Annotated in this window: 25 protein-coding genes; 6 read left to right on the top strand and 19 right to left on the bottom strand. The window is 42.2% G+C overall.

All coding sequences use genetic code 11. From position 1 onward, the window contains the following. Positions 1 to 3 precede the first annotated feature (3 nt). From CHL1_RS07565 to CHL1_RS07505, 13 genes are all read right to left on the bottom strand, one after another. Positions 4 to 708 carry an MBL fold metallo-hydrolase gene (locus CHL1_RS07565; protein WP_250935754.1) on the bottom strand — a complete coding sequence of 235 codons (705 nt, stop codon included), beginning with the start codon at positions 706 to 708 and terminating at the stop codon, positions 4 to 6. A 3-nt stretch (positions 709 to 711) separates the two neighbouring features. After that, entirely contained in the window at positions 712 to 1509 is a 798-nt protein-coding gene (locus tag CHL1_RS07560) for a hypothetical protein (protein WP_250935752.1), read from the bottom strand. Next, on the bottom strand, positions 1491 to 3464 hold the full coding sequence (locus CHL1_RS07555; RefSeq protein ID WP_250935750.1) for a hypothetical protein: 1974 nt from the start codon (positions 3462 to 3464) through the stop codon (positions 1491 to 1493). Before CHL1_RS07555 ends, CHL1_RS07560 begins: the two co-directional genes overlap by 19 nt. Positions 3465 to 3473: 9 nt before the next feature. Next, positions 3474 to 3632: a hypothetical protein gene (locus tag CHL1_RS07550; RefSeq protein ID WP_250935749.1), complete on the bottom strand. Its 159-nt coding sequence runs from the start codon at positions 3630 to 3632 to the stop codon at positions 3474 to 3476. A gap of 11 nt (positions 3633 to 3643) precedes the next feature. Continuing rightward, complete coding sequence (locus CHL1_RS07545; protein WP_250935747.1) at positions 3644 to 3799, bottom strand: hypothetical protein; 156 nt, start codon at positions 3797 to 3799, stop codon at positions 3644 to 3646. After that, positions 3786 to 4130 (bottom strand): hypothetical protein, encoded by a 345-nt coding sequence (locus tag CHL1_RS07540; protein WP_250935745.1) that lies wholly within the window; start codon positions 4128 to 4130, stop codon positions 3786 to 3788. Before CHL1_RS07540 ends, CHL1_RS07545 begins: the two co-directional genes overlap by 14 nt. Positions 4131 to 4287: 157 nt before the next feature. Then, positions 4288 to 4518 carry a hypothetical protein gene (locus CHL1_RS07535; RefSeq protein ID WP_250935735.1) on the bottom strand — a complete coding sequence of 77 codons (231 nt, stop codon included), beginning with the start codon at positions 4516 to 4518 and terminating at the stop codon, positions 4288 to 4290. A 152-nt stretch (positions 4519 to 4670) separates the two neighbouring features. Further along, entirely contained in the window at positions 4671 to 4859 is a 189-nt protein-coding gene (locus CHL1_RS07530; RefSeq protein ID WP_250935734.1) for a hypothetical protein, read from the bottom strand. Then, on the bottom strand, positions 4828 to 5397 hold the full coding sequence (locus CHL1_RS07525; RefSeq protein ID WP_250935732.1) for a helix-turn-helix domain-containing protein: 570 nt from the start codon (positions 5395 to 5397) through the stop codon (positions 4828 to 4830). The genes CHL1_RS07530 and CHL1_RS07525 overlap by 32 nt, the downstream gene beginning before the upstream one ends. Positions 5398 to 5678: 281 nt before the next feature. After that, positions 5679 to 6044 (bottom strand): hypothetical protein, encoded by a 366-nt coding sequence (locus CHL1_RS07520; protein ID WP_250935731.1) that lies wholly within the window; start codon positions 6042 to 6044, stop codon positions 5679 to 5681. Between the two features lie 11 nt (positions 6045 to 6055). Then, positions 6056 to 6847, bottom strand: a complete 792-nt coding sequence (locus tag CHL1_RS07515) for a phage antirepressor KilAC domain-containing protein (protein ID WP_250935729.1) — start codon at positions 6845 to 6847, stop codon at positions 6056 to 6058. Beyond that, the gene (locus CHL1_RS07510; RefSeq protein WP_250935727.1) at positions 6844 to 7380 is read right to left on the bottom strand and encodes a hypothetical protein; all 537 of its coding nucleotides are present in this window, start codon (positions 7378 to 7380) and stop codon (positions 6844 to 6846) included. Before CHL1_RS07510 ends, CHL1_RS07515 begins: the two co-directional genes overlap by 4 nt. Positions 7381 to 7395: 15 nt before the next feature. Beyond that, entirely contained in the window at positions 7396 to 7641 is a 246-nt protein-coding gene (locus CHL1_RS07505; RefSeq protein WP_250935726.1) for a helix-turn-helix transcriptional regulator, read from the bottom strand. A 146-nt stretch (positions 7642 to 7787) separates the two neighbouring features. Between CHL1_RS07505 and CHL1_RS07500 the strand changes: the two genes are divergently transcribed. The 6 genes from CHL1_RS07500 (at position 7788) to CHL1_RS07475 (ending at position 13359) form a co-directional block, all read left to right on the top strand. Beyond that, on the top strand, positions 7788 to 8183 hold the full coding sequence (locus CHL1_RS07500) for a helix-turn-helix domain-containing protein (RefSeq protein ID WP_250935724.1): 396 nt from the start codon (positions 7788 to 7790) through the stop codon (positions 8181 to 8183). Between the two features lie 85 nt (positions 8184 to 8268). Beyond that, complete coding sequence (locus CHL1_RS07495; protein WP_250935722.1) at positions 8269 to 8979, top strand: hypothetical protein; 711 nt, start codon at positions 8269 to 8271, stop codon at positions 8977 to 8979. Positions 8980 to 9025: 46 nt separating this feature from the next. Beyond that, complete coding sequence (locus tag CHL1_RS07490; RefSeq protein WP_250935720.1) at positions 9026 to 10102, top strand: type I restriction endonuclease; 1077 nt, start codon at positions 9026 to 9028, stop codon at positions 10100 to 10102. Between the two features lie 163 nt (positions 10103 to 10265). Beyond that, positions 10266 to 10814 carry a hypothetical protein gene (locus tag CHL1_RS07485; RefSeq protein ID WP_250935718.1) on the top strand — a complete coding sequence of 183 codons (549 nt, stop codon included), beginning with the start codon at positions 10266 to 10268 and terminating at the stop codon, positions 10812 to 10814. 188 nt (positions 10815 to 11002) lie between these two features. After that, positions 11003 to 11437 (top strand): ImmA/IrrE family metallo-endopeptidase, encoded by a 435-nt coding sequence (locus CHL1_RS07480; RefSeq protein ID WP_250936243.1) that lies wholly within the window; start codon positions 11003 to 11005, stop codon positions 11435 to 11437. 14 nt (positions 11438 to 11451) lie between these two features. Then, positions 11452 to 13359 (top strand): recombinase family protein, encoded by a 1908-nt coding sequence (locus tag CHL1_RS07475; RefSeq protein ID WP_250935717.1) that lies wholly within the window; start codon positions 11452 to 11454, stop codon positions 13357 to 13359. Positions 13360 to 13788: 429 nt separating this feature from the next. Here the strand turns inward: CHL1_RS07475 and CHL1_RS07470 are convergent, their stop codons facing one another. The 6 genes from CHL1_RS07470 to mnmL form a co-directional block, all read right to left on the bottom strand. Next, complete coding sequence (locus CHL1_RS07470) at positions 13789 to 14982, bottom strand: cation diffusion facilitator family transporter (RefSeq protein WP_070372031.1); 1194 nt, start codon at positions 14980 to 14982, stop codon at positions 13789 to 13791. Positions 14983 to 15173: 191 nt separating this feature from the next. After that, positions 15174 to 16667, bottom strand: coding sequence for an NAD(P)H-hydrate dehydratase (locus CHL1_RS07465; protein ID WP_250935715.1), 1494 nt, complete (start codon positions 16665 to 16667; stop codon positions 15174 to 15176). Positions 16668 to 16799: 132 nt separating this feature from the next. After that, positions 16800 to 17483 carry a peptidoglycan-binding domain-containing protein gene (locus tag CHL1_RS07460; protein WP_070372033.1) on the bottom strand — a complete coding sequence of 228 codons (684 nt, stop codon included), beginning with the start codon at positions 17481 to 17483 and terminating at the stop codon, positions 16800 to 16802. Further along, entirely contained in the window at positions 17476 to 18213 is a 738-nt protein-coding gene (locus CHL1_RS07455; RefSeq protein WP_070372034.1) for a YebC/PmpR family DNA-binding transcriptional regulator, read from the bottom strand. Before CHL1_RS07455 ends, CHL1_RS07460 begins: the two co-directional genes overlap by 8 nt. A gap of 82 nt (positions 18214 to 18295) precedes the next feature. Further along, entirely contained in the window at positions 18296 to 19099 is an 804-nt protein-coding gene (locus tag CHL1_RS07450; RefSeq protein WP_070372035.1) for a GTP pyrophosphokinase, read from the bottom strand. A 5-nt stretch (positions 19100 to 19104) separates the two neighbouring features. Further along, positions 19105 to 20040, bottom strand: coding sequence for a tRNA modification radical SAM protein MnmL/YtqA (gene mnmL / locus CHL1_RS07445; RefSeq protein WP_070372036.1), 936 nt, complete (start codon positions 20038 to 20040; stop codon positions 19105 to 19107). Positions 20041 to 20103: the final 63 nt, after the last annotated feature.

Here is a 20103-nt window from a genome sequence, read left to right as displayed (position 1 = left end):
TCTTTAACATACTTCTACCTCAACCCCAGTCGCTTCCTGCACCCGCCGTTTAAACTCTTCCTCATTCGAATTGCCATCGCTCATATGCAACAGGTAAATCTTTTTTAACCGACTGGTATCATTCGCATTTATAAATTCCAGTAATGTCTCAATGCTCATATGCGACCGTATAACCCGATTTTTATGAGCCTCGGGAATACTTCCGTTATTCACGTTTTCTTTGATGATTTCCGTCGAATAATTGCATTCAGCCATAATGATGGATAACCGATCAAAGGTGTATTTCAAATAATAGGTGTCGGTGAAGAATAACAGTCGTTCTCCGGTTAATATACTTTCGATCAGAAACCCCAGCGGCTCCGCTGCATCGTGCTGAACATCGAACGGCAATATATTGAAAGTGCCAATTCTTTTAGTGGCTCCGATATATAAAGCATTCGCTCGATGCTGCTGGGATAATCCCAGCATTTCCAATGTTCCTTTACTGCTGTAAATCTCCACACCTTTTTTTATCAGATCCTTGGCCGCTTTGGCATGATCCATGTGCTCATGAGTTATCAGGCACCCATCAATTTCGTGTAGCTGAAATTGCAGCGCTTTCTGAATCTCCCGAACAGGTGCTCCGCATTCCAGCATCAGGGAGGTTTGCCCATCGCTGATGCGATAGGCGTTTCCCCGGCTGCTGCTGGCAATAATCAGTATATCCATGACTTATAGGAAACTCGGCTGGCCATAGTCTGCTTCAGCTTCGGCTTGCTCGGCTGCTAAGATCTGTTGTTTTTCTTCTTCGGATGGTTCATTGGTGGCTGGTTCTTTTTTTATTTCTTCCTGTGGTTCGGGATCGGGTGCCGTAAAGTCAAGCGCCTGAACATTGGCATTTTCTTTAATTTCTTGTTTAACAGCTTCCTCTGGATCTAAAATCTGATAATCCACAATGCCGTCAACCACTTCTTCAGTGGAATAAATCCCCATGATCATGTCCGGGCAATTCAACCGGCCAAAGAACGAAGCAGCACGGTAGCGGATCATAACCTCGGGCATATTCGGCCACTTCGACCCATTTTTCCCATACCATCCTTCTTTTTTAGCCATTTCAATAGTTACGGTAGGACCCTTGACTTCATGCCCAGAGTAGTCTTCGGCATATGCATAGCAACTCAGATTATCGCCCTTTCCTTCCATATGGTACTGAAGCTCTGTCTTATACTTCTTGCTACTGTTAATCATTGCGACGATATACTGAGAAGACCATGACGGCCGCCCATTAACGACATATAAGTTTTGCATTACCATGATCGGTCCAGTCCCTAGTCGATTTGCCATTTCAAGTGCAATCAAGCAGTTTCCAACATTGCCCTGATAGTCTTTCGGAACGATTGTGCTATTGGCCAAAGCACCCGCCATTTTCCAAGCCAGTGCAAACTGATCACTCCCTGCGAATACACCAGATGCCATACTTATATCCTTTAACTCTCTGCCTTGTTTCTTTTCTACGCTGTTTTCTGCCATTCTTCTTTACCTCCATTTATTTGTAATTCTTTGTATTTTTCATCAACTACTAATTTAATCACTTGCAACTCAGTTTCTAACAACTGGGTGACGCTTTCGGCGTTGTCCACGATCAGCGGCATCTCCACGCCCCAATGTTTTGACAGAGCATCAATGATTTCAATCCCGGCATTAATCTTGCCTGCGTTATTGGCTGTGCCAAATGGGATCAGTCCCTCGGCACATGGCACCAGAACCTCGCAGCATTCCTTTAAACCGCCGTTGATCTGATCTTCAAATAACTTGAACCGGACATTTTTAAACCGGTTATTGATCGAATCTGTCAACATGGACACCTTGGCCTTGATAAACTGCTCGCACAGGAAAACATTGGCTTCTATCTTTTCATATTCGGCGGCCAAGCTTTCCTCTTGAAGCTTCAGCTCTGCGATCCGTAGCTCTTGTTTTTCGGCTATTTTGTAGTTTAGGAGCTTATCTTTCAGGCTGGATACTTTTGCATTGACATCATCGATTTCGCTGTTTAATTTGGCAATCTGTGGGGCGATATCAGCATTTGGGGTATTGATCTTATTGGTTATTTCTTCAAGTTCAGCTTGTAGAGCTTTGCCCATGGTTGTGTTTGCAAATGGGATCGGATCTTTGACTAATCCAAGGGCTGCTTGATGGGCTTGTTGCAACTCTTTGAGTCCGTCGCCAGCTTTAATAAGATTTGCTTCTTCCAGTTTAAGATCATCGACCAGCTTTTCCAGAATGGCCTTGCTGCAATTTTCAGATCCTTCTTTATTAATTGCATCAAGCTGTTTTGACTTACTGAGATTAAAAGCTGCTTTCGCTTCTTCGATCTTTTCGGGTTGTAATTCCTGTCCGCATGTCGGGCAAACCCTTTCACCGTCCCATTGTTGTACTGCGATAGTCCGATATTTTTCCGATAATTTAACTTGCTGTCCTCGTTTATAAGCGATAGTCGATTCAATTTCGAGCACTTTTTTTCTTTGATTGGTTAAAGCAATTTCAGCATTCCGCACCAATTCAGCACTTTTCATAAGCGCGTCAGCCTGTTCAGACGCTTCTTTATTCTGAAGCTGGGCATATTCCGTCGATTTCTGAATGAGGCGGTTGTTGATCTCTTTTTTCTTTTCGATTAAGGCGTCATCAACTTTGCCGTTTTCAAGATTTAGCTTTTGCTTTTCCAGTTCAGCAATAACCGCTTCATGCTCGGCGATTTCTTTTTCGAAAGTATTCGGGAAAATACCAGCAACGTCAGGCTTGGCCTTGGTCGCTTCATCAATCCGGGAAGGGATGCTTTTGAGCTCCTCATTAATCTTGGTCATGGATGATTTTGAAATCTTCAGATAATCATCAATGGTGATCCGTCCGTTTTCGCTGTTGATGATGCCCATCAGCGGGGCCAGTTCATCACTGGATGCTATGACCTGTTCATCAGTGATATCCCCACATACCGATAGCAGCAGTTCTCGGCGATCAGTCCATTTCATATCTACTGGAAAGTAAAAGGGATTGGTTAATACCTTGGCCATTTCCGGGGTGCAGATCTGCTCAATCCGTTTGGCGTACTCGCCAGCTTTGACCGGGATATCATTTAAGTAATATTCTGTCGTATGGCCTGAGAAGGTACTTTTCGATGACCCTCTTTTCTTTGTCCAGATCTCCATAAACTCTTTTTTAAGCTTCAGCTGCTGGGCGCCATCTGTAAAGATGGCCGTTACACCATGGGTCAGGTTATGGACTTCTTGACCGTTGCCGTTTAAAGTTTTTGGCGAAAAGTTCTTTCCACCATCGAGCGGTTTATCATACAAGAGCCAGGTAATGGCATTGCCGATCGTGGTTTTGCCCGTAGCGTTGTCTCCACGGACTTCGATATCAGAGCCATCCGACGTGATATCCAGCGACTTGATGCCTTGAAAGTTTTCTAAGTTCAATGATAGTAATTTCATTTCTTCCTCCTAATTTCCTACATACAACCGGGCCTTGACCCGCATCAGTGAGCGCATGGCCCGGTTTGGGCTCTTGGGCTGGCAATGGTGGCAAATGAACGTCCCATGGTCAACATTATAGTGAATTTCATAAACCCAACCGCAAGCATTGCATTGTCTTTCAATCATTTCAAACCCTCCTAATTATTAAAGGTCAATAAGACCTGCCCTTTTCGACTGTTTTTGGCGTCTACTTGCTCAACTGGGAAAGCTTCCAGCGAACAATCGTCCCAAAGCGTTACTTCATCGTTTAAATCGCACTCGCATAGTTTTTCAACCAGTTCACACACTCTCATTTTTCCCCTCCAATATATCCAATGCGCTTTGTGGCCACTTTGTTGCGCAATTCCATTCTGTTTGGCCGGACATGATGTAGCAATCAAACACCTCATCGTCGATGCTAATTTCAGGTGTTGCCCACGTTGATGAAAGGTATGTATAATCGTCCATTACCGGTTTTCCGTCATATATCATGCCACCAGTCCATTCCCAATCATCAGCAAGCCCAGCAGATGCTATTTCTGGCTTCATTTCTTTTATTAATCTGGCGGCTTTATCCCAGTCGAAAACCATCATTTCTTTTCCTCTGTTTGCCGCGCCATTTGCAAATGCTAAATCACTTCTCATTTGCTCCTCCTGTCTTATACTCTGGCTCTAACCCATTGGCAGCTCTAAATTTGTCGATTGCCTCCTGAAATTTGTTCGGGTTTCCAATCCGTTCGGCATAATCCCGCTTCTTTCCGACATAATATGTCGGCGAAAATTTCTCTCTACCCTCCATGGTCTACCTCGCAATACGGCGGTGTTGGATCTGGACCACTTTGTCGCTGGTACCTTTTACCGGGGCCTGCAAGCCACTGACTTCTTCCAGATCGGTTATCATTTCATCAATCAGTTTGATAGCCACCCCAATGCTTCCTTTTTGGATAAAATTAAAGAACTTGGTTTTTTCGTTCATCGCCGTGTAGGCTTCCTTTTTGCCAGCCAGTTTACATAATAAATTTTGAGCATCCATGATTTTTCTCCTTAAAAATCCTCCAAATTTTAATAACAACGGCGGGTCGGAGGTAGAACCCGCCCTTGCATTCCACAAGCTGTTGTGGTAGAATTCTTGTAAACCAATTTCATCGATTTTTTCGAAAAGCACCTGTTCCCGCAGGTGTTTTTCTATGCACTTTTTTCGTCGTCGCCATTTTTACTTCCCAAAACCTTTTCGACTGGTGTTGTAAACATGCCGACATTCCAAGGCTTGTTATATGCAGCTAGGATTTTTTCAGGTGTGTCATAGCCCAACGCAATCAGCATTTTGTTTTGAACCTCCACATCAACCCCGAGCGTATAGTCTTTCTCCTTCATAACTTGCCGATCTCCTTTCGTTCATAATCATTCCACTTTTAAAATGCAGTTTTTTTGTTTTATGTTGTTTTTTTACGGGTGTTTTTTCAATCGTGGAAAAGGCTAGACTCAAACTCGACATTGCACTTTCCATCAACTCTTTTAGAAAAAGCCCGGATACTTCCAGTTCATGATCATCAATCCGATTATCCAGGATCACCTTTCGCATTCTGTTTTCCAGCTCATGAACTTCTTCTGTTTCTGATTGAAATTTAATGAATGCGGTGGGTAGATCCAGCAGCTCTACATTTGAAAAGATCGATCTGAAAATCAGGTTCGTCTCATTCAAAAATAGAATTTTCATATAATCGCTCTGATATAGTTCTGCCATTTTTAGGACCGTTTCTTCCGGAGGTAGGTGTTTCCGTACCTCAAGCGAATAAGACTCATAATTTGACAACGTATGGACTGACAAACACAATTCACAAGCAGCCTCTTCCTGGGTATATCCTGCACGTTCTCTGAACGTCTTTAATACCCCTTTGCACTTTTCATTCATGTCATTTTTATCTCCTTTCAGGTTATAATTTTGGTGTAAACCGCTTCCCCTTCTTTGGCAATCATTTCCCCGCTTAACTCCCGGCCAATTCCCCGATTGGTCGCCCCCAACACTTCTTACAGACATTCTCTCCATTCCTCAACCGGCCGCCGTTGCAGTAGGTCGGTCTCCACCAGGCATAGCCGTGGTCATGGCCATAAGTGTTTGGGCAGCTGAACCGCATCAGCAGCTCTTTGTCTGCGACCACGGTATGCTCTGTGAGGAATTCGATGATGGTTTGACTACTCAAGTTTTTCAAGTTCATCTCCAATCAATCCTCTGATAACTCCTTCAGGATCATTTGCGACTTTTGTAAATTCAAGACCGTAATAATGTGCAACATCAAGAAGGAGTTGCATCTCTTCAAAGACTTCGCGAAATACGTTTATCGGCTCGTTTCTTTTAATTGCATCAAGTTCTTGAATGGTCTCATCTGGGAAAACAACTTTAATGGACCCATCCGGGAAAAGATAATTGCCCGACATCACAAAAAGCACCTTAGACCCTCTGACCCAAGCATCATTTAAGACCCCCGCAAAAATGCGTCCTGTAAAGATTCTTTTGATTTGTATCAGTTCGATTATTCTTTGTTTGCGGTCTTCGCTCATGGTTCTCCTTTCTACTCCGCCGCAATGTCAGCGCTCGGCTTAAATCGATTCATAAAATACAATTGGCCTTTTCCTGTTATTTTCGCAGTTTTTTCAACCTTTATTCTCCCATCAGAATGGGTAATGACAGTCTCCTTAATCTCAAACAGCCCCATTTCAATGCTTTTCTGAGTTGGTAGATTGTAGTCCGAACCTTTCCTCTTAATTAAAAACCCTTGTTCACGGAGCAAAGCGTAAAATCTGTTTTGGCCGGTATTGAAACCGTTCTGTTTCAACAGCTTCGCCATTTCCCCGACAAGGATCGAATCTTCGCTTGCCGTGACAGATTCTGCAAATATTACTTTGGGCCGATCCTCAAACATTTTTGCTTCTAATTTCATTACCAGCGCCTGCTCTTCTTTAAGTCTGGTCGCCAGATTGATGATTGTGTCCGGGTTGAGAAGCACTTCCTCAATTTTTGCAGGCGTCATGTAGGCACCGTGTTTTCGGATGGTTGGGAGGACTTCGTCCACTACCCAGTCCTGGAATTTCTCAGCATCTGGTTTGTGTGATTTGAAAATTAGTTTATAGACGCCGCTTTCAGTGAGGAAGTTCTCGCCGGCGTTGTTTAGTTTTCGGATGTCGGCTTTACCGACATCTAAATTTGTCAGCTTCATTACCTGTTTTTCATTCATTTTTGCAATATTATCCCGGACATTTTTAATATCAAGGCACTCCGCTACATGGTATGGGTTAAACAAAACCTGCCCTTTGAATTCAAATACTTCCACCTGTCGTCCTTCGAAAATCATTAAGTTGTTCATGTTGTTTCCTTTCCGCTATTAATCACATCAACAAAAGCGAATTCATCTGAACCGCGTTCTCTATACAAAACTTGAGGATGCATCATTTTGTAATATTTGTTGTAAATCGGGATCAGCTCATTAAGCATTTCAACCGAGATGCGCTTTTGGTATCTGTCCATGCTGTCAACTTTTGGCAATAGGCATTTACCAGTAGTTCGTATATATGGTCTGCTGTAATATGTAGGCCCCGCGTCGTCCATATAAAATTTCCGGTTTTCGCGATGAATTATCTTTGCCAAGTTTAAAAAGATCGTCCAAACGTCTCCACCAAGTGTTGAATACTCAAAAATCGGGCGGTCATCAGCTGAATTGCGAACATGGTCTATTGGCAGCTCTGCGACCATGTATTTTATGTTTTTAGTACAATAGTCGCGATCTTCAATTTTATTAATCTTATTTTCCAATTCGACTAATTTATTTTTCATTTTCAGGTATTCATCTTTGCTGATCTCCATATAGTCATCTTGTTTTGCATATATCAGTTGTTCCAAGTAAATCACTCCTTTCTAGCTCGCTTTCGGGCTTTGCTTCTTTACGTAGCATTTGTTTGCAAAAAAAACTTCATTGTCAAAAACTTCTTCCACTTTTTTACCCAACGCTTCCGAAATATCTTCTGCTATTGGTAATGATGGGTTTCTTTCACCATTTTCAATCAGCCCATAGTAGCTTCGGTTTATATTTGCAAACTCAGACATTTGTTTTTGGGTAAGCTTCGCTTCCTTCCGTAGTTCGTATAGCTTTTCTCGTTTCATTTCACACCTCCTTGCTACATAATGTAACATTATTATACTGCTACATTATGTAGCAGTCAAGTGTTGTTTTAAATATTTTACTACATTTTGAAACATCGTTTGAAAAGCTACATTTTGTAGAGTATAATCATGAAAGAGGTGCTATTATGATTGGTGAACGTTTGAAAAATTTAAGAAAAAATATGGGTTATACCCAAGATGATCTTGCTGAAAAGTTATCAATATCAAGGTCTTCTCTTTCGTTATATGAAATAGACAAAAGAGATCCAGACAGTGAAACATTTAATAAGATTGCTGATTTTTTTCATGTTTCGCTTGATTATTTGAACGGCCGTACTGACGACCCAACCCCAGTCCGTGATATCAATCAGGATCTTTACGACGAACATGATTATACCGCTGAATTGAAGTCCCTCATTGACGACGAGGAATTCCGAACCGAGTTCCTGGATTTCGAAGACTGGACCGACGAAGAAAAAAGAAATATTCTCTTTGCAATCAGAGCGAACCGCGCATTAAGAGAGAAGAATGAGAAAAATTAACAGGCTTTATTAGAGTCTGTTTTTTATTTTGTCAAATTTTTCAAAAAGTTTGACATATGTCAATAATTTATGGAGGTCGATAGTATTGGATGAAAATTTAGAGTTCTACAAAAAAGAGTGGGTCATGTGGTTGACGCTTTTTTTCTTTGCGCCAGTCGGAATATTTTTGATGTGGAAATACAACCAGAAACTGAAAGAAAACATTAAAATAATATTGTCTGTAGTCTTTGCTGTATTTTTCGTATTAATATGGGTTCCCAGTTGCGCGGGAATAGGAGCTGCCGCTGGAAGCGGGAACGATAACAATATTGAAAAATTCATAGATCATAATAAACTGGCAGCACAAGAAGCCGAAAGTAAAATAAAGGAAATAGGTGATCCAAAATTAATCACCATAGAAAAGGGATCGGTCGTGAATGCTGCAAAAACAACTTATATTGAGTTAACAAGCGAGCAAAAAGGGTACGTTTCGTACGATTCTTTAAAGGTGTTGATTTTGGCAGAAGATGCCATTGCCGACTTGAAAAATAAACCGGTAGAAAATTCTCAGCCGGTCGCCGAAAGTGCAGTGTCTGGGCAATCGACAACGGATGCCACTAAGACATCAACTGCACCTCAAGCGCAAACCGCTACCGAAACGGAGCCGACCGGCACTATTGTTTATATTACTGAAAGCGGCAAAAAATATCATCTGGATGGATGTTCTTCATTAAGCAAAAGCAAGATCCAAATCGATCTAGATAAAGCGAAGTCACAAGGATATACCCCGTGTTCAAACTGCGATCCGCCCCAATAAAGGAGCGTGTTGTATAAATTTATAATTAAATCTACAGGAGGAAAACATGAGTTTTGAGGAGAAGTTGAGAGAGTTTATTGAGCGAGTAAAAAAGACGAAGGACAGCATAGCAACGGAGGAAGCCACCAAGACTTCTATAGTGATGCCTTTCTTCCAAATTCTCGGTTATGATGTATTCAATCCGACGGAATTTATACCAGAATACACAGCTGACGTCGGCATAAAAAAAGGCGAAAAAGTGGACTATGCTATCCTGCTAAATGGAGAGCTCACCTTGCTCATTGAAGCTAAATCGATCAATGAACAGCTAGAAAAACACGATTCCCAATTATTCCGCTACTTTGGGACAACAGCGGCAAAGTTTGCCATATTAACGAACGGACTGGTTTATCGCTTTTACAGCGACCTGGATGAGCAAAATAAAATGGACAGTTCCCCGTTCTTTGAAATTAACTTACTTGATATTAGTGATAGTGAAATAATTGAGCTTAAAAAATTCTGCAAAGACAACTTTGATCTCAGTATGATCTTAGACACCGCTTCTGAACTCAAGTACCTGGGTTTGATTAAGAAGGTTTTGAAAGATGAGTTTGCAAACCCATCTGATGATTTCATTCGCTTCATTTTATCCCAGGGTGTATACGACGGAATGAAGACTCAAAACACTGTTGAAAAGTACCGGCCCACTGTGAAGAAATCAATTTCCCAGTATATCAACGAGCTGGTCAATGACAAAATCCAGAACGCATTAAAAAGCGACGAATCATTTGAACCAAAGACCGTTCAACAGTTCGAGGAAGTTGATGAGTCAAGTCAGATCTCAAGTGTTTCAAACATCATTACTACCGACGAAGAAATCGAGTGTTTTTTCATTATAAAATCTATTTTACACAATGCTGTTGATTTAAACCGGATCGGTTACAAAGACACGGCCAGTTATTTTTCAGTCATTATTGATGGGAAAGTGACTAAATGGATATGCCGCATATTCTTAAAAGAGAACACAAAATATATCATTATTCCAAATTGCGATTCAAATGAAAAAATCATGATTGAAAACTTGGATGATATCTATACCTACTCTGACCAACTGGTCGCACGACTAAACAACCTGGTCAGTTGATCAAATCGCCGTAAATTTTATGTATTCGATATTTTACGTGCGCCATACTTTCGATGCGCTTTAATAAATCATGAAGATCTTCTCTAATTTTAGCACGATCTATCGATTTACAGATATCGGGGAACCGGTATATACTTTAAGTAAATACTATTAGGAGGAATAAATGAAAAGAAATTTATCACTTATTTTGATGTCGATCTTGATTGCGGCTCTTATGCTGGCTGGGTGTAGTAGCGCCAGCGGTAGTGGGTCTGCCGCAGCCGAATCACAACCGAAAGTTGATGTCACTAAAATGTCAGCCGAGGAAATTGTCAAAACATTCCAGGATGCTGGATACCCGATCGAGAATGTCCAAATTTTAACAGCCGAAACCGATAAGGGCGAATTGTTAGGTCGACCAAATCAATACACAAGCAAAGTGATATTTGAAGACTCTCGGTCAAATAGCCCAGCAGCCGGATCTGCAACCGAAGGAACGGCTGGAGGATCGATTGAAGTATTCAATAATGCCGAAGATGCTCAGGCCAGGTATGACTATATTCAACCAATAACTGAAAATGCGATGTTTTCACAATATTTATACCTGTATGAGAATGTATTCCTGAGAATTGATGGCGCATTAACACCAGATCAAGCGGCCCAATACGAGGCGGCATTTATATCATTACAAAATGGCGAATTACCTGAGCAGTTTTCAGAAAATAGTAAGTAATTTTTAACATTTGCTAAACAAAACTAATTTTTACCCGGGGAGACCCCTCTCCCCATCTTCTTTCATATATTTTCCAGCAATAATTTACTCTTATTCGTCTCCAAATCTTACCGCTTATCTGCTACAATAAAAAGAACACGTGTTCTATTTTCATTGCATTGATAAACGGAGGTTCAACATTGTTCAAAATGACACAGAGACATGTTATCAAAACGCTAAACAAATACCCTATCCACTCTCTACCGATACCAATTCACGCAATTGAAGAAATAATAGCCGACAATGGTTATTCACTGTCTTGCTGCGATGGCATTTGCAAACCTTGCATCTACCAATTTGAACTGATTTTGCCAAAATTTAAAACAACCAGCGATTGCCGCTATGCGCTGGCCCATGAGCTCGGGCATATATCGGTCCATGGCAGAGAAAAGTCGACGATTGACACTATCCGCAAGCACGAAGCCATAGCGGATGCTTTTGCGCTCTACTTTACCATGCCCCCATACTTATTTGAGAAAGATATAAAACAAATGAATGAGTGGGATTTAGCTGAAAAATACGGCATGCCGGTGGAGCAGGTCATTAATCGCATGAAGTTGTGCGATCATTACCAATATCAGTAAAAGAAGGTGTTTTTATGTCCAATAAAAAAGCAGCTCTATACATCCGAGTTTCCACGGCAATGCAGGCCGATCGGGACAGTCTGCCCCTGCAGCGAAGCGATCTGGCCAACTATGCTAAGTTAGTTCTGAATATTGATGATTATGAGATTTTTGAAGATGCTGGATTCTCTGCCAAAAACACGGACAGGCCCAAATACCAGGAAATGATGGCCCGGGTCCGAAGCCGTGAGTTTTCTCACATCCTTGTCTGGAAGATTGACCGGATCAGCCGGAATCTGATTGACTTTTGCGAGATGTATGAGGAAATCAAAAAATATGATACCGCCTTTATCTCAAAAAATGAACAGTTTGACACCAGCAGCGCCATGGGCGAAGCCATGTTGAAGATCATCCTGGTATTTGCAGAGCTGGAAAGAAAGCTGACTGGCGAGCGGGTTTTGTCTGTCATGATTGACCGGGCATCCAAAGGCATGTGGAATGGCGCTCGGCCACCGCTGGGATTTGATATGTCGGCGGATCTCGATTATCCCGTTGTTAATGAAGAAGAAGCTGACCTGGTGCGTTTTATTTTCGATTTATACGAAGATTTAAGGTCTTCGGCAAAAGTATCAAGATATCTGCAAGAACACGGATATAAGACCAAGCGTGGCGGAAATTGGGGCTCTAAAGTGGTAACTGACATACTTCACAACCCTTTTTATATCGGAACCTACCGCTATAATTACCGTGAGTCTGCCCGGGGAAAAAAGAAAAACGAAAATGAATGGGTGGAGGTTGAAGATAACCATCCGGCCATCATTGATAAAGATCAGTTTCGCAGAGTCCAAAACATCATTGATTCTAATTTTAAAGGAAATAGCCAGTCGCATCGTAACAACTGGAAAACCCATATCTTTTCAAAAATCGTTTTTTGTGAACACTGCGGCAGAATCTATGTGTCAAATACAGGATTATTGCGAGCAGATGGAATCACGCCGTCACGATACTATTGCACCGGCGTTGCGTCAGGCGGCAAATGCACAGGCACAATCGGCGATGTGACGCTGGTGCCATTTATTTTTAATTACCTGCTCAATTATTGCAACCTGACTGAAAGGATCACTGAAAAGATGCGCTTTAGCACGATTGAAAAAATACTACTGAGCGGTCCTTATTTTATCAATGTAGAATCAATCGAAGCATCCACCATTGAAGCGATTAAAGAATACCTCTGCCATCGGCCGAATATTGAAATTTACCAAAACCCAGAATGTTTTGCAAGAAGAATAACGCCGCCGAAAAACCAGGTACAGGACGAAATAAAAAAATTCGAGACCGCCTTAAATCGGCTTAATGAACTGTATTTATTTTCCGAAGAATCGATGAGCCAAAAAGAGTATATTTTAAAAAAGAAAGAGTTTGAATCAAAATTGGCGGATTTGAAATCTGAAGACAAAAACAGTGTGAATGAACCTGAAATTCAGTCAAGCATTAATCACGAAATGTATCTTAAAAACATCGTTATGCTCAAAGCACTATTTGAATCTAAATTTCCAGTAACTCATGAAGGTCTAATGAAAAACATCGGGACTGAAATGCTATATCAAATCGTACATGATTTAATATTAAAGATCACAGTGAAAAACAACATGGTTCAGTCGATTATCTTTAAAAACGGAATTGTTCACCGATTTAATTACAAGATGAATTCATCAAGTAGAATCATCTCGAATGTCGATTTATTCCTTTACGCCAACCGAGACAAAATTATCAACTATGTCGAGAAGCACGGAACCATCGACCGAAAAACCATTCGTGAAATAACCGGGGCCGGTTCAACAGAGTCAGAAACAGCCATCCGGTCATTACTCCGGAAAAAAGAAATTATTCTGATAAAAGACGGAAAAAATAAGCGATATACCCTTCCAAAGGCACAAAATTAAAAAAAGAGAGGCCCCGACCTCTCAATTTAAAAATTTTCAAAAACCGCTTTAAACGCCAGCGCTATGCCATAAAACAGGCTAAAAGCTATCTGTATTTAGAATTACTTTTGCGCATCCGAAGGTAAAAATACGAAAACTGCGGGACGCATTGTTTAAGATTCGTTGTGCAGGTTTTTTCTTGCTCATGCTATTTTGTTTCTCCTAAGATCTGAATAAATTAGGCAATTGCGAAACTGCCGTGAGCTTTGCGCCCAGTTTCGCACGAAACAATTTTTACACTGTACGGCGGACAGTTCTCTGAACTGTTCGCCTACACGTTACAAAATTGTTTGTGGAAACTGCACCCAAAGCAACCATTGTTCAGTGCTTTTTATTTCTCAATTACCTATCTGAATAAATTAATCGGGACTTGCTTGCCCGGCTACCGATTTAAACACAAAACTCGTCCTGATTGGGGACATAGTGATTATAATCAACCGTAATCACGGCGTGATAGGTCGGGTTTATTTTGTATATTTCATTGGCAATCATCATGCTCAGCTCCTCATCACTCCACGGTGCATCGTAGGGAACCACCACATCAAAAATCAGGTTGGAATGGTTATACCCCCACACCACTCGAAAATCGTGGATGTGAATCTCGGGTGAAAGTCCGGCAATGGTCTGTTCCACCTGTTCTTTCAGCGCCGTCGTTTTTTCATCGTTAGTTATAACCGGATCAAGATGAATAATCAGATGAATGTTCAGATCTTTAAGAAAATCCCGTTCAATCTGATCGATGACACTGTGGCTGATCAAGCAGTCGAGTTCCGCCGGTACCTCACAGTGAACTGAGGCATAGGTTTGGGTTTCCCCATAGCTATGAATCATCAGATCATGAAGACCAATGATGTGTTCGTAACTACGGATTTTTTCATAAATCTGATCGACCAGTTCATTCGACGGCGCTGTGCCCAGAAGCGGGCTGATGGTTTCACGAACCAGATTGATGCCACTGATGATAATGAAAATGGCCACCACCACCCCCATATAACCATCGAGGTCAAAGCCGGTCAAATAGGTAATGATGGTTGCCACCAATACGGCCGAGGTTGCCAGAATATCGTTGCGGCTGTCAATGGCAGTCGCCATCAGCGTCAGCGAGTTGATGGTTTTCCCGATTTTTCGATAAAACAGGCATTGCCACAGCTTAATCAAAATCGCAATGATCAAAACCACCACCGTAATCATGCTAAACTGGGGCAATTCCGGATGGAGAATTTTATCAAACGAACTCTCAATCAGCTGTAACCCTAAAAAAAGAATAATAAAGGAAACCACCAATCCGGAAATATATTCCATCCGCTGATGACCAAAGGGATGGTCGGCATCGGCCGGTTTGCCGGACAGTTTAAAACCCAGCAGGGTCACCAGTGATGAGCCGGAGTCGGACAGATTGTTGACCGCATCGGCGGTGATCGAAATGCTGTTAAAAACCAGTCCGATAGTTATTTTAATGAAAAATAGCAACAGATTTGAAGCAATCCCCATGATACTGGCCAATTTTCCGTAGTTTTCCCGCACCCGGGAATTTCCGGTATTCTCATAATTTTTGATCAGCTTTCTTACTAATATATTTGTCACAACGCTATTCCTTCCCAGATCATTCACTCCAGTTATCCCAAATTCAATTATCCGATACCACTAAATTCCTGGCCACGTTTTTAAAAAACTGGTAAATTTAGCCATTAACTTCATCTGATTATTATAACCCAAAATCTTCAAATCACCAAACAAAGAGAAAAAATCCCGGTAATTCCGGGATTTTGAACAACTTACTTTAAAACATATTTTAAGGATTCAATAATGCTATGTGCGGTTAGGGTACTCTGGCCAAAATGCTCGGCATAATAGTCCCCAGCCTTGCCGTGATAAAAAACGCCAGCCCGGGCAGCTTCAAAAAGATTGACGTTTTGTCCGGCAATTCCGGCAATCATCCCGGCCAGAACATCGCCACTGCCACCCGTGGCCATTCCCGGATTTCCTGTGGAATTAAACCAGATTTCGCCATTGGTTCCAAACACCATCGTCCGATAGCCTTTTAATACCACCACGACCTGATATTCCATGGCAAACTTCTGCCCGTAACCAATCGGATCTTTTAAAATGTCTTCCCGAGGCACGTCAATAAGCTTGGAAAACTCAGCAAAATGAGGGGTAATAACCACCGGAGTTTTTGATTCTTTTAAAGAATCCACCACCACGGCCAGATGATGAATCCCATCGGCATCAATCACCACCGGCAGACTGCCTTCCAGTAAATGCTCCAGAATAAAGCTATAATTCTTGGCCCGGCCAATCCCCGGTCCAATTAAAATTACCTTTTTGCGGTCATGCTTGATGTCGTCCGAGGTAATATTACAGTCATAGGTCTTAATCAAAGCTTCAGCCGGGGCCCGGGCCACCACCGGAATATAAATATCCTGGGGCACATAGCAAGTCACCAGACCGCCACCGCTTTTCAGGGCCCCTTCGATTGAGAGGATTCCAGCCCCGCTCATCCCCTTGGAACCGGCAATCACAACCACTGAGCCGTAATCGTATTTATGGGTATTCTTTTTTCGTTTCTGCGGAAATTTAAGATCACTTTCCTGAGTATAGTATTTTTCATTGGGAATGCTGTTTTCATCAATCCCGATATCAATCAGAATGGTATCACCAGTATAATCAGGTCCATCATTTAACAGACAACCGGTTTTATAATTCTGGATCACAATGGTCTTATCGGCAAAAATCCCATTTCCAATGGTCAAACCAATATCGCCCCTGAGGCCAGACGGAATATCAATGGCAATTTTCTCCCGATCAAAATCATTAACCAGATCAAAGATGCGATTGTAACTGGCCGGAATTTCTTTATCCACCAGGCCAGTACCAAAGATGGCATCAACCACATGGGTAGCCCGTTTCATAATCAGACTCAGATCTTCCAAATCAGCGTCATCCTGCAGGGTGCGGATGGGAATATTTTTATCTTCCAGCCGCTTAAGACTGATCTGACTGTCTTCCGACAATTTTTCCCGATCTGCAGTCAAGAATAAATGGACGGTATAACCATCCTCAATCAATGACCGGCCGATGACCAGTCCATCACCACCGTTGTTGCCTGGTCCGCACAAAATGATAATCTGAGCCTTTTCATCAAGATCTACCTTGATAACTTCGGCGCAAGCATGCCCCGCCCGTTCCATCAATTCAATGCTGGGTGTCCCGGCAGCTACGGCATGGCGATCCATAACCGCCATTTCTTTTGGTGTGACAACTTTCATTTCTTTCCTCTTTTCCCATCCATGAAAAATAATCCTATGTGTATTGTCATTATATCAAATAGACGGTTTTTGTAAACCATCAAACGAATAAAGCCGCCAATTCTGACGGCTTTATGATAATCCTATTTAATTTTATCTTAATGCATCCAGTGCTTTGATGGTTTTAGCATCAATTTTTCCGGTTTCGGTGAGCCCATTAGCTTTTTGGAAAGCCTTCACCGCCGTCTCAGTGGCGTCATCAAAGGTTCCCGTGGCCGACTCGGCGGCCAGATATTTCTGGGCCACTAAAATCTGCTGATAGGTTTGCAGCACTTTTCCGCTGTCGCCTTTTTCAAATTTAACGTCTTCGGCAACCAAAGAGATAATGGTGGAGCGATCCAGCTTCCCGGTTTGCTCCAGACCCTTCATCGCCTGATAGGTTTTAATCGCCGTCTGCACCTCTTCTGTCAGCTCACTGGAGGGTTGACTGATCAGAAAACCCAGTGAATATAAGATCTGTTGATATTCAAGAATCTCTTCATTTTTATCACCCAACGTGTATTCGGTTATAACGATGGTAGTACCATCGTCGGTTTTAATTTCTGTTGTCTTATCTTCGCTCTCCGCTTCACCATTATTGATGGTCAGCATTTCGGGTTCCATCCCGACGGCAATGGAATAAACATCAGAAATCCCCTTTTCGGTCATGGTCAACTGATCCGCAGCCGAATAGACATCCTCAATCACAAAGGATGAAGTCAAAAAAATCAAAAATATGGTCATCACGATATAAAGAAAAACATCTTTAAATCGTTTGAACGGGGTATTTTTATTCATCTTCCTCACCTGTCCAGTTATGCCAAACTGCCTGAACATCTTCATTATCATCAAACATATCGATCATTTTTAACATTTTTTTAATTTCAGTGGCATCGATCAGTTCGACTTCGGTGGATGGGATCATGGCAATTTCAGCCGAAGCCAATTCGTAGCCTTCCTGTTTCAGGGCATCACAAACCTGGCCAAAATCCACCGGCTCGGTGCTGATTTCATAACCTTCTTCAGCAGTTTCAATATCTTCGGCACCGGCATCAAGAGCCAGCATCATCAGTGCCTCTTCATCCAGACCATCAGCTTTTTCGATCATGATCTGGCCTTTTTTAGTAAACAGAAAACCCACACAACCACTGGTACCGAGATTTCCGCCATTTTTATCAAAGGCATGACGAACATCGCCAGCAGTCCGGTTTTTGTTGTCCGTTAGGGTCTCAACAATCACCGCAACGCCACCCGGTCCGTAACCTTCATAGGTAATTTCTTCATAGACACTACCCTGCAATTCACCGGCACCTTTTTTGATCGCCCGGTCAATGTTGTCATTGGGCATATTGGCAGCCTTCGCTTTGGCGATGGCTTCTTTTAATTTTGCATTCATATCCGGATCGCTGCCACCCTCCCGGGATGCCACCGCAATATATTTTGCTAACTTGGTAAAGATTTGACCGCGTTTCGCGTCTGCTTTTCCTTTTTTGTGTTTAATAGTCGACCATTTTGAATGTCCAGACATCGACAACCTCCTCGTTTATATATGTTTTACAATGTGTTATTATAACATACTGTTCTTTTTTAACAAGCATGTTTTTTGATTCTTAAACCTCTGCCTCAATCTTATTGACTTCCGACTCCAGTTCTTTTCGCAGTAAGATCAACTGGATAATGTCCTCCTGAGCAAACAGGTCATCAAATATTTTTTCGTAGTGGGAGGCCTTATCACCATGATTGAGTTTGTATAAATGGCCAATATTATCGAGTATGCTGGTAACCAGACTGGATTTAATACCAAACAGCCGCTGGGCACTTTGGATCTCCTCACGGATCGATGACATTTCCCGATCCACTTCGTTGACGGCATTGGCCGCATTGATTAGCCGCATTTTAATGGCTTCCGGGATGTTTTCTTTATATTTATAGTTTAAGGAATGCTCGATGATCGACCAGAAGTTCATGGCCAAGGTACGAATCTGAATTTCCACGAGGATGGACTGCTTACCGGACACACAAAAAACCGGGTAACGGATAATCAGATGATAGCTTTTATAGCCGCTTGGCTTGGCTTCGTTCAGATAATCCTTAACCTTGACAACATCCATATCGCAGTTTGTCCGTTTGCGAATCAACTCAACGACCTCGTAAATGTCTTCTTCAAACTGGCACATAATACGAATACCGGCAATGTCCTGAATGGTTTCCTCCAGGGCTTCAATATCAACGCCATACTTATTAATTTTTTCCAGAATACTGGCCACGCTCTTAACCCGGCCATAAACCGATTCAATCGGGGAGTATTCACCAATTTTCTCATACTGCTCTTTTAAACTTGTGAATTTTAATACGATCTCATCCACTGCCTGATGATAAGGGATGAGAAATTCTTGCCAATATTTTGTTCCCAAGGACTTTACCTCTTTTTATTTTTCCCAGAGAATTTTCGTCCCTGGTAATTATTTTCCTGCTCCATGCGAGCGTCAAGCTCATCTTTAATTTTCCACCAGCTGGTATTCCAGTTGGTAATAACAGAGTCCTCTTTGGGCACCCGGCCAATTAGCCGCTGTACCACAATTTTGGGGTCAAGATACTCCAAAAATAAAATTCCCCGGGTGATATAGTCATCCTTCGGGAGAAGTGTCAGCTTTCTGTCTTGATACCACTGTTCCAATAGCGTGTCTTTTTCGATGTATAAACTATGACACTTAACAAAATCAGTTTTTTTGCGGGATAAAAGCTTCGCACCGCTGATCACATCAGCTTCGCTATCCCAGGGTAAATCCAGAATCATATGGGTGCAGGTTAACAGACCGGCTGCTTTAATCCGATCGATGGCCTGTTCGTAGTCAGCCAGGGTATGCCCCCGCTTAATGATTTTCAGGGTTTCTTCGTTAGCGCTCTGCAATCCCAACTCAATTGTTACCTCAACGCCCTGTTCGGCTTTAACTGTTTCCAGAAAATAAAGCTGCTCGTCGGTGATACAATCCGGCCGGGTTGAAACCGAAATCTCCACTACATCCGGGCGAAGCGCTGCCAGAATCCATTTCTTAAAGTCTGAAAATTCACAATAGGTGTTTGAAAAGCTCTGAAAATAGGCTATAAACTTTTTTGCGTGATAGCGTTTGCCAATATAGGCAATATTTTTTTCCAGCTGTTCGCTGACGGACAACTGATCCGACAAGGTTTCGTTGCCTCCACCCTTGGCACCGCAATAGACACAGCCACCGCTCCCCCGGGTACCGTCGCGGTTGGGGCAGGTCACCGGGATATTGATCGGAATCTTATATACTTTTTCGCCATAGCGTTCTTTGAGCCAAATCGAATAGATGTTATACCGATAGTCTGTCATGGGTTTATATATTTCCTCAATAAGATTAAACAGACGAACCGTTTTATTGCTAATCAGGTTCGT

Origin of the sequence: Acetobacterium wieringae, assembly GCF_023700225.1 — a bacterium.
In the GTDB taxonomy this organism is placed as follows: Bacteria; Bacillota; Clostridia; order Eubacteriales; family Eubacteriaceae; genus Acetobacterium; species Acetobacterium wieringae.
The sequence above is the reverse complement of the archived record's forward strand: the minus strand, read 5'-3'. Positions and strand labels throughout refer to the sequence as shown.

Bases quoted from the DNA above. Each gene is read 5' to 3' on its own strand.
- CHL1_RS07565 (WP_250935754.1), bottom strand. From the start codon at position 708: ATGGATATACTGATTATTGCCAGCAGCAGCCGGGGAAACGCCTATCGC.
- CHL1_RS07560 (WP_250935752.1), bottom strand. From the start codon at position 1,509: ATGGCAGAAAACAGCGTAGAAAAGAAACAAGGCAGAGAGTTAAAGGAT.
- CHL1_RS07555 (WP_250935750.1), bottom strand. From the start codon at position 3,464: ATGAAATTACTATCATTGAACTTAGAAAACTTTCAAGGCATCAAGTCG.
- CHL1_RS07550 (WP_250935749.1), bottom strand. From the start codon at position 3,632: ATGATTGAAAGACAATGCAATGCTTGCGGTTGGGTTTATGAAATTCAC.
- CHL1_RS07545 (WP_250935747.1), bottom strand. From the start codon at position 3,799: ATGAGAGTGTGTGAACTGGTTGAAAAACTATGCGAGTGCGATTTAAAC.
- CHL1_RS07540 (WP_250935745.1), bottom strand. From the start codon at position 4,130: ATGAGAAGTGATTTAGCATTTGCAAATGGCGCGGCAAACAGAGGAAAA.
- CHL1_RS07535 (WP_250935735.1), bottom strand. From the start codon at position 4,518: ATGGATGCTCAAAATTTATTATGTAAACTGGCTGGCAAAAAGGAAGCC.
- CHL1_RS07530 (WP_250935734.1), bottom strand. From the start codon at position 4,859: ATGAAGGAGAAAGACTATACGCTCGGGGTTGATGTGGAGGTTCAAAAC.
- CHL1_RS07525 (WP_250935732.1), bottom strand. From the start codon at position 5,397: ATGAATGAAAAGTGCAAAGGGGTATTAAAGACGTTCAGAGAACGTGCA.
- CHL1_RS07520 (WP_250935731.1), bottom strand. From the start codon at position 6,044: ATGAGCGAAGACCGCAAACAAAGAATAATCGAACTGATACAAATCAAA.
- CHL1_RS07515 (WP_250935729.1), bottom strand. From the start codon at position 6,847: ATGAACAACTTAATGATTTTCGAAGGACGACAGGTGGAAGTATTTGAA.
- CHL1_RS07505 (WP_250935726.1), bottom strand. From the start codon at position 7,641: ATGAAACGAGAAAAGCTATACGAACTACGGAAGGAAGCGAAGCTTACC.
- CHL1_RS07500 (WP_250935724.1), top strand. From the start codon at position 7,788: ATGATTGGTGAACGTTTGAAAAATTTAAGAAAAAATATGGGTTATACC.
- CHL1_RS07490 (WP_250935720.1), top strand. From the start codon at position 9,026: ATGAGTTTTGAGGAGAAGTTGAGAGAGTTTATTGAGCGAGTAAAAAAG.
- CHL1_RS07485 (WP_250935718.1), top strand. From the start codon at position 10,266: ATGAAAAGAAATTTATCACTTATTTTGATGTCGATCTTGATTGCGGCT.
- CHL1_RS07480 (WP_250936243.1), top strand. From the start codon at position 11,003: ATGACACAGAGACATGTTATCAAAACGCTAAACAAATACCCTATCCAC.
- CHL1_RS07475 (WP_250935717.1), top strand. From the start codon at position 11,452: ATGTCCAATAAAAAAGCAGCTCTATACATCCGAGTTTCCACGGCAATG.
- CHL1_RS07465 (WP_250935715.1), bottom strand. From the start codon at position 16,667: ATGAAAGTTGTCACACCAAAAGAAATGGCGGTTATGGATCGCCATGCC.
- CHL1_RS07460 (WP_070372033.1), bottom strand. From the start codon at position 17,483: ATGAATAAAAATACCCCGTTCAAACGATTTAAAGATGTTTTTCTTTAT.
- CHL1_RS07455 (WP_070372034.1), bottom strand. From the start codon at position 18,213: ATGTCTGGACATTCAAAATGGTCGACTATTAAACACAAAAAAGGAAAA.
- mnmL (WP_070372036.1), bottom strand. From the start codon at position 20,040: ATGACAGACTATCGGTATAACATCTATTCGATTTGGCTCAAAGAACGC.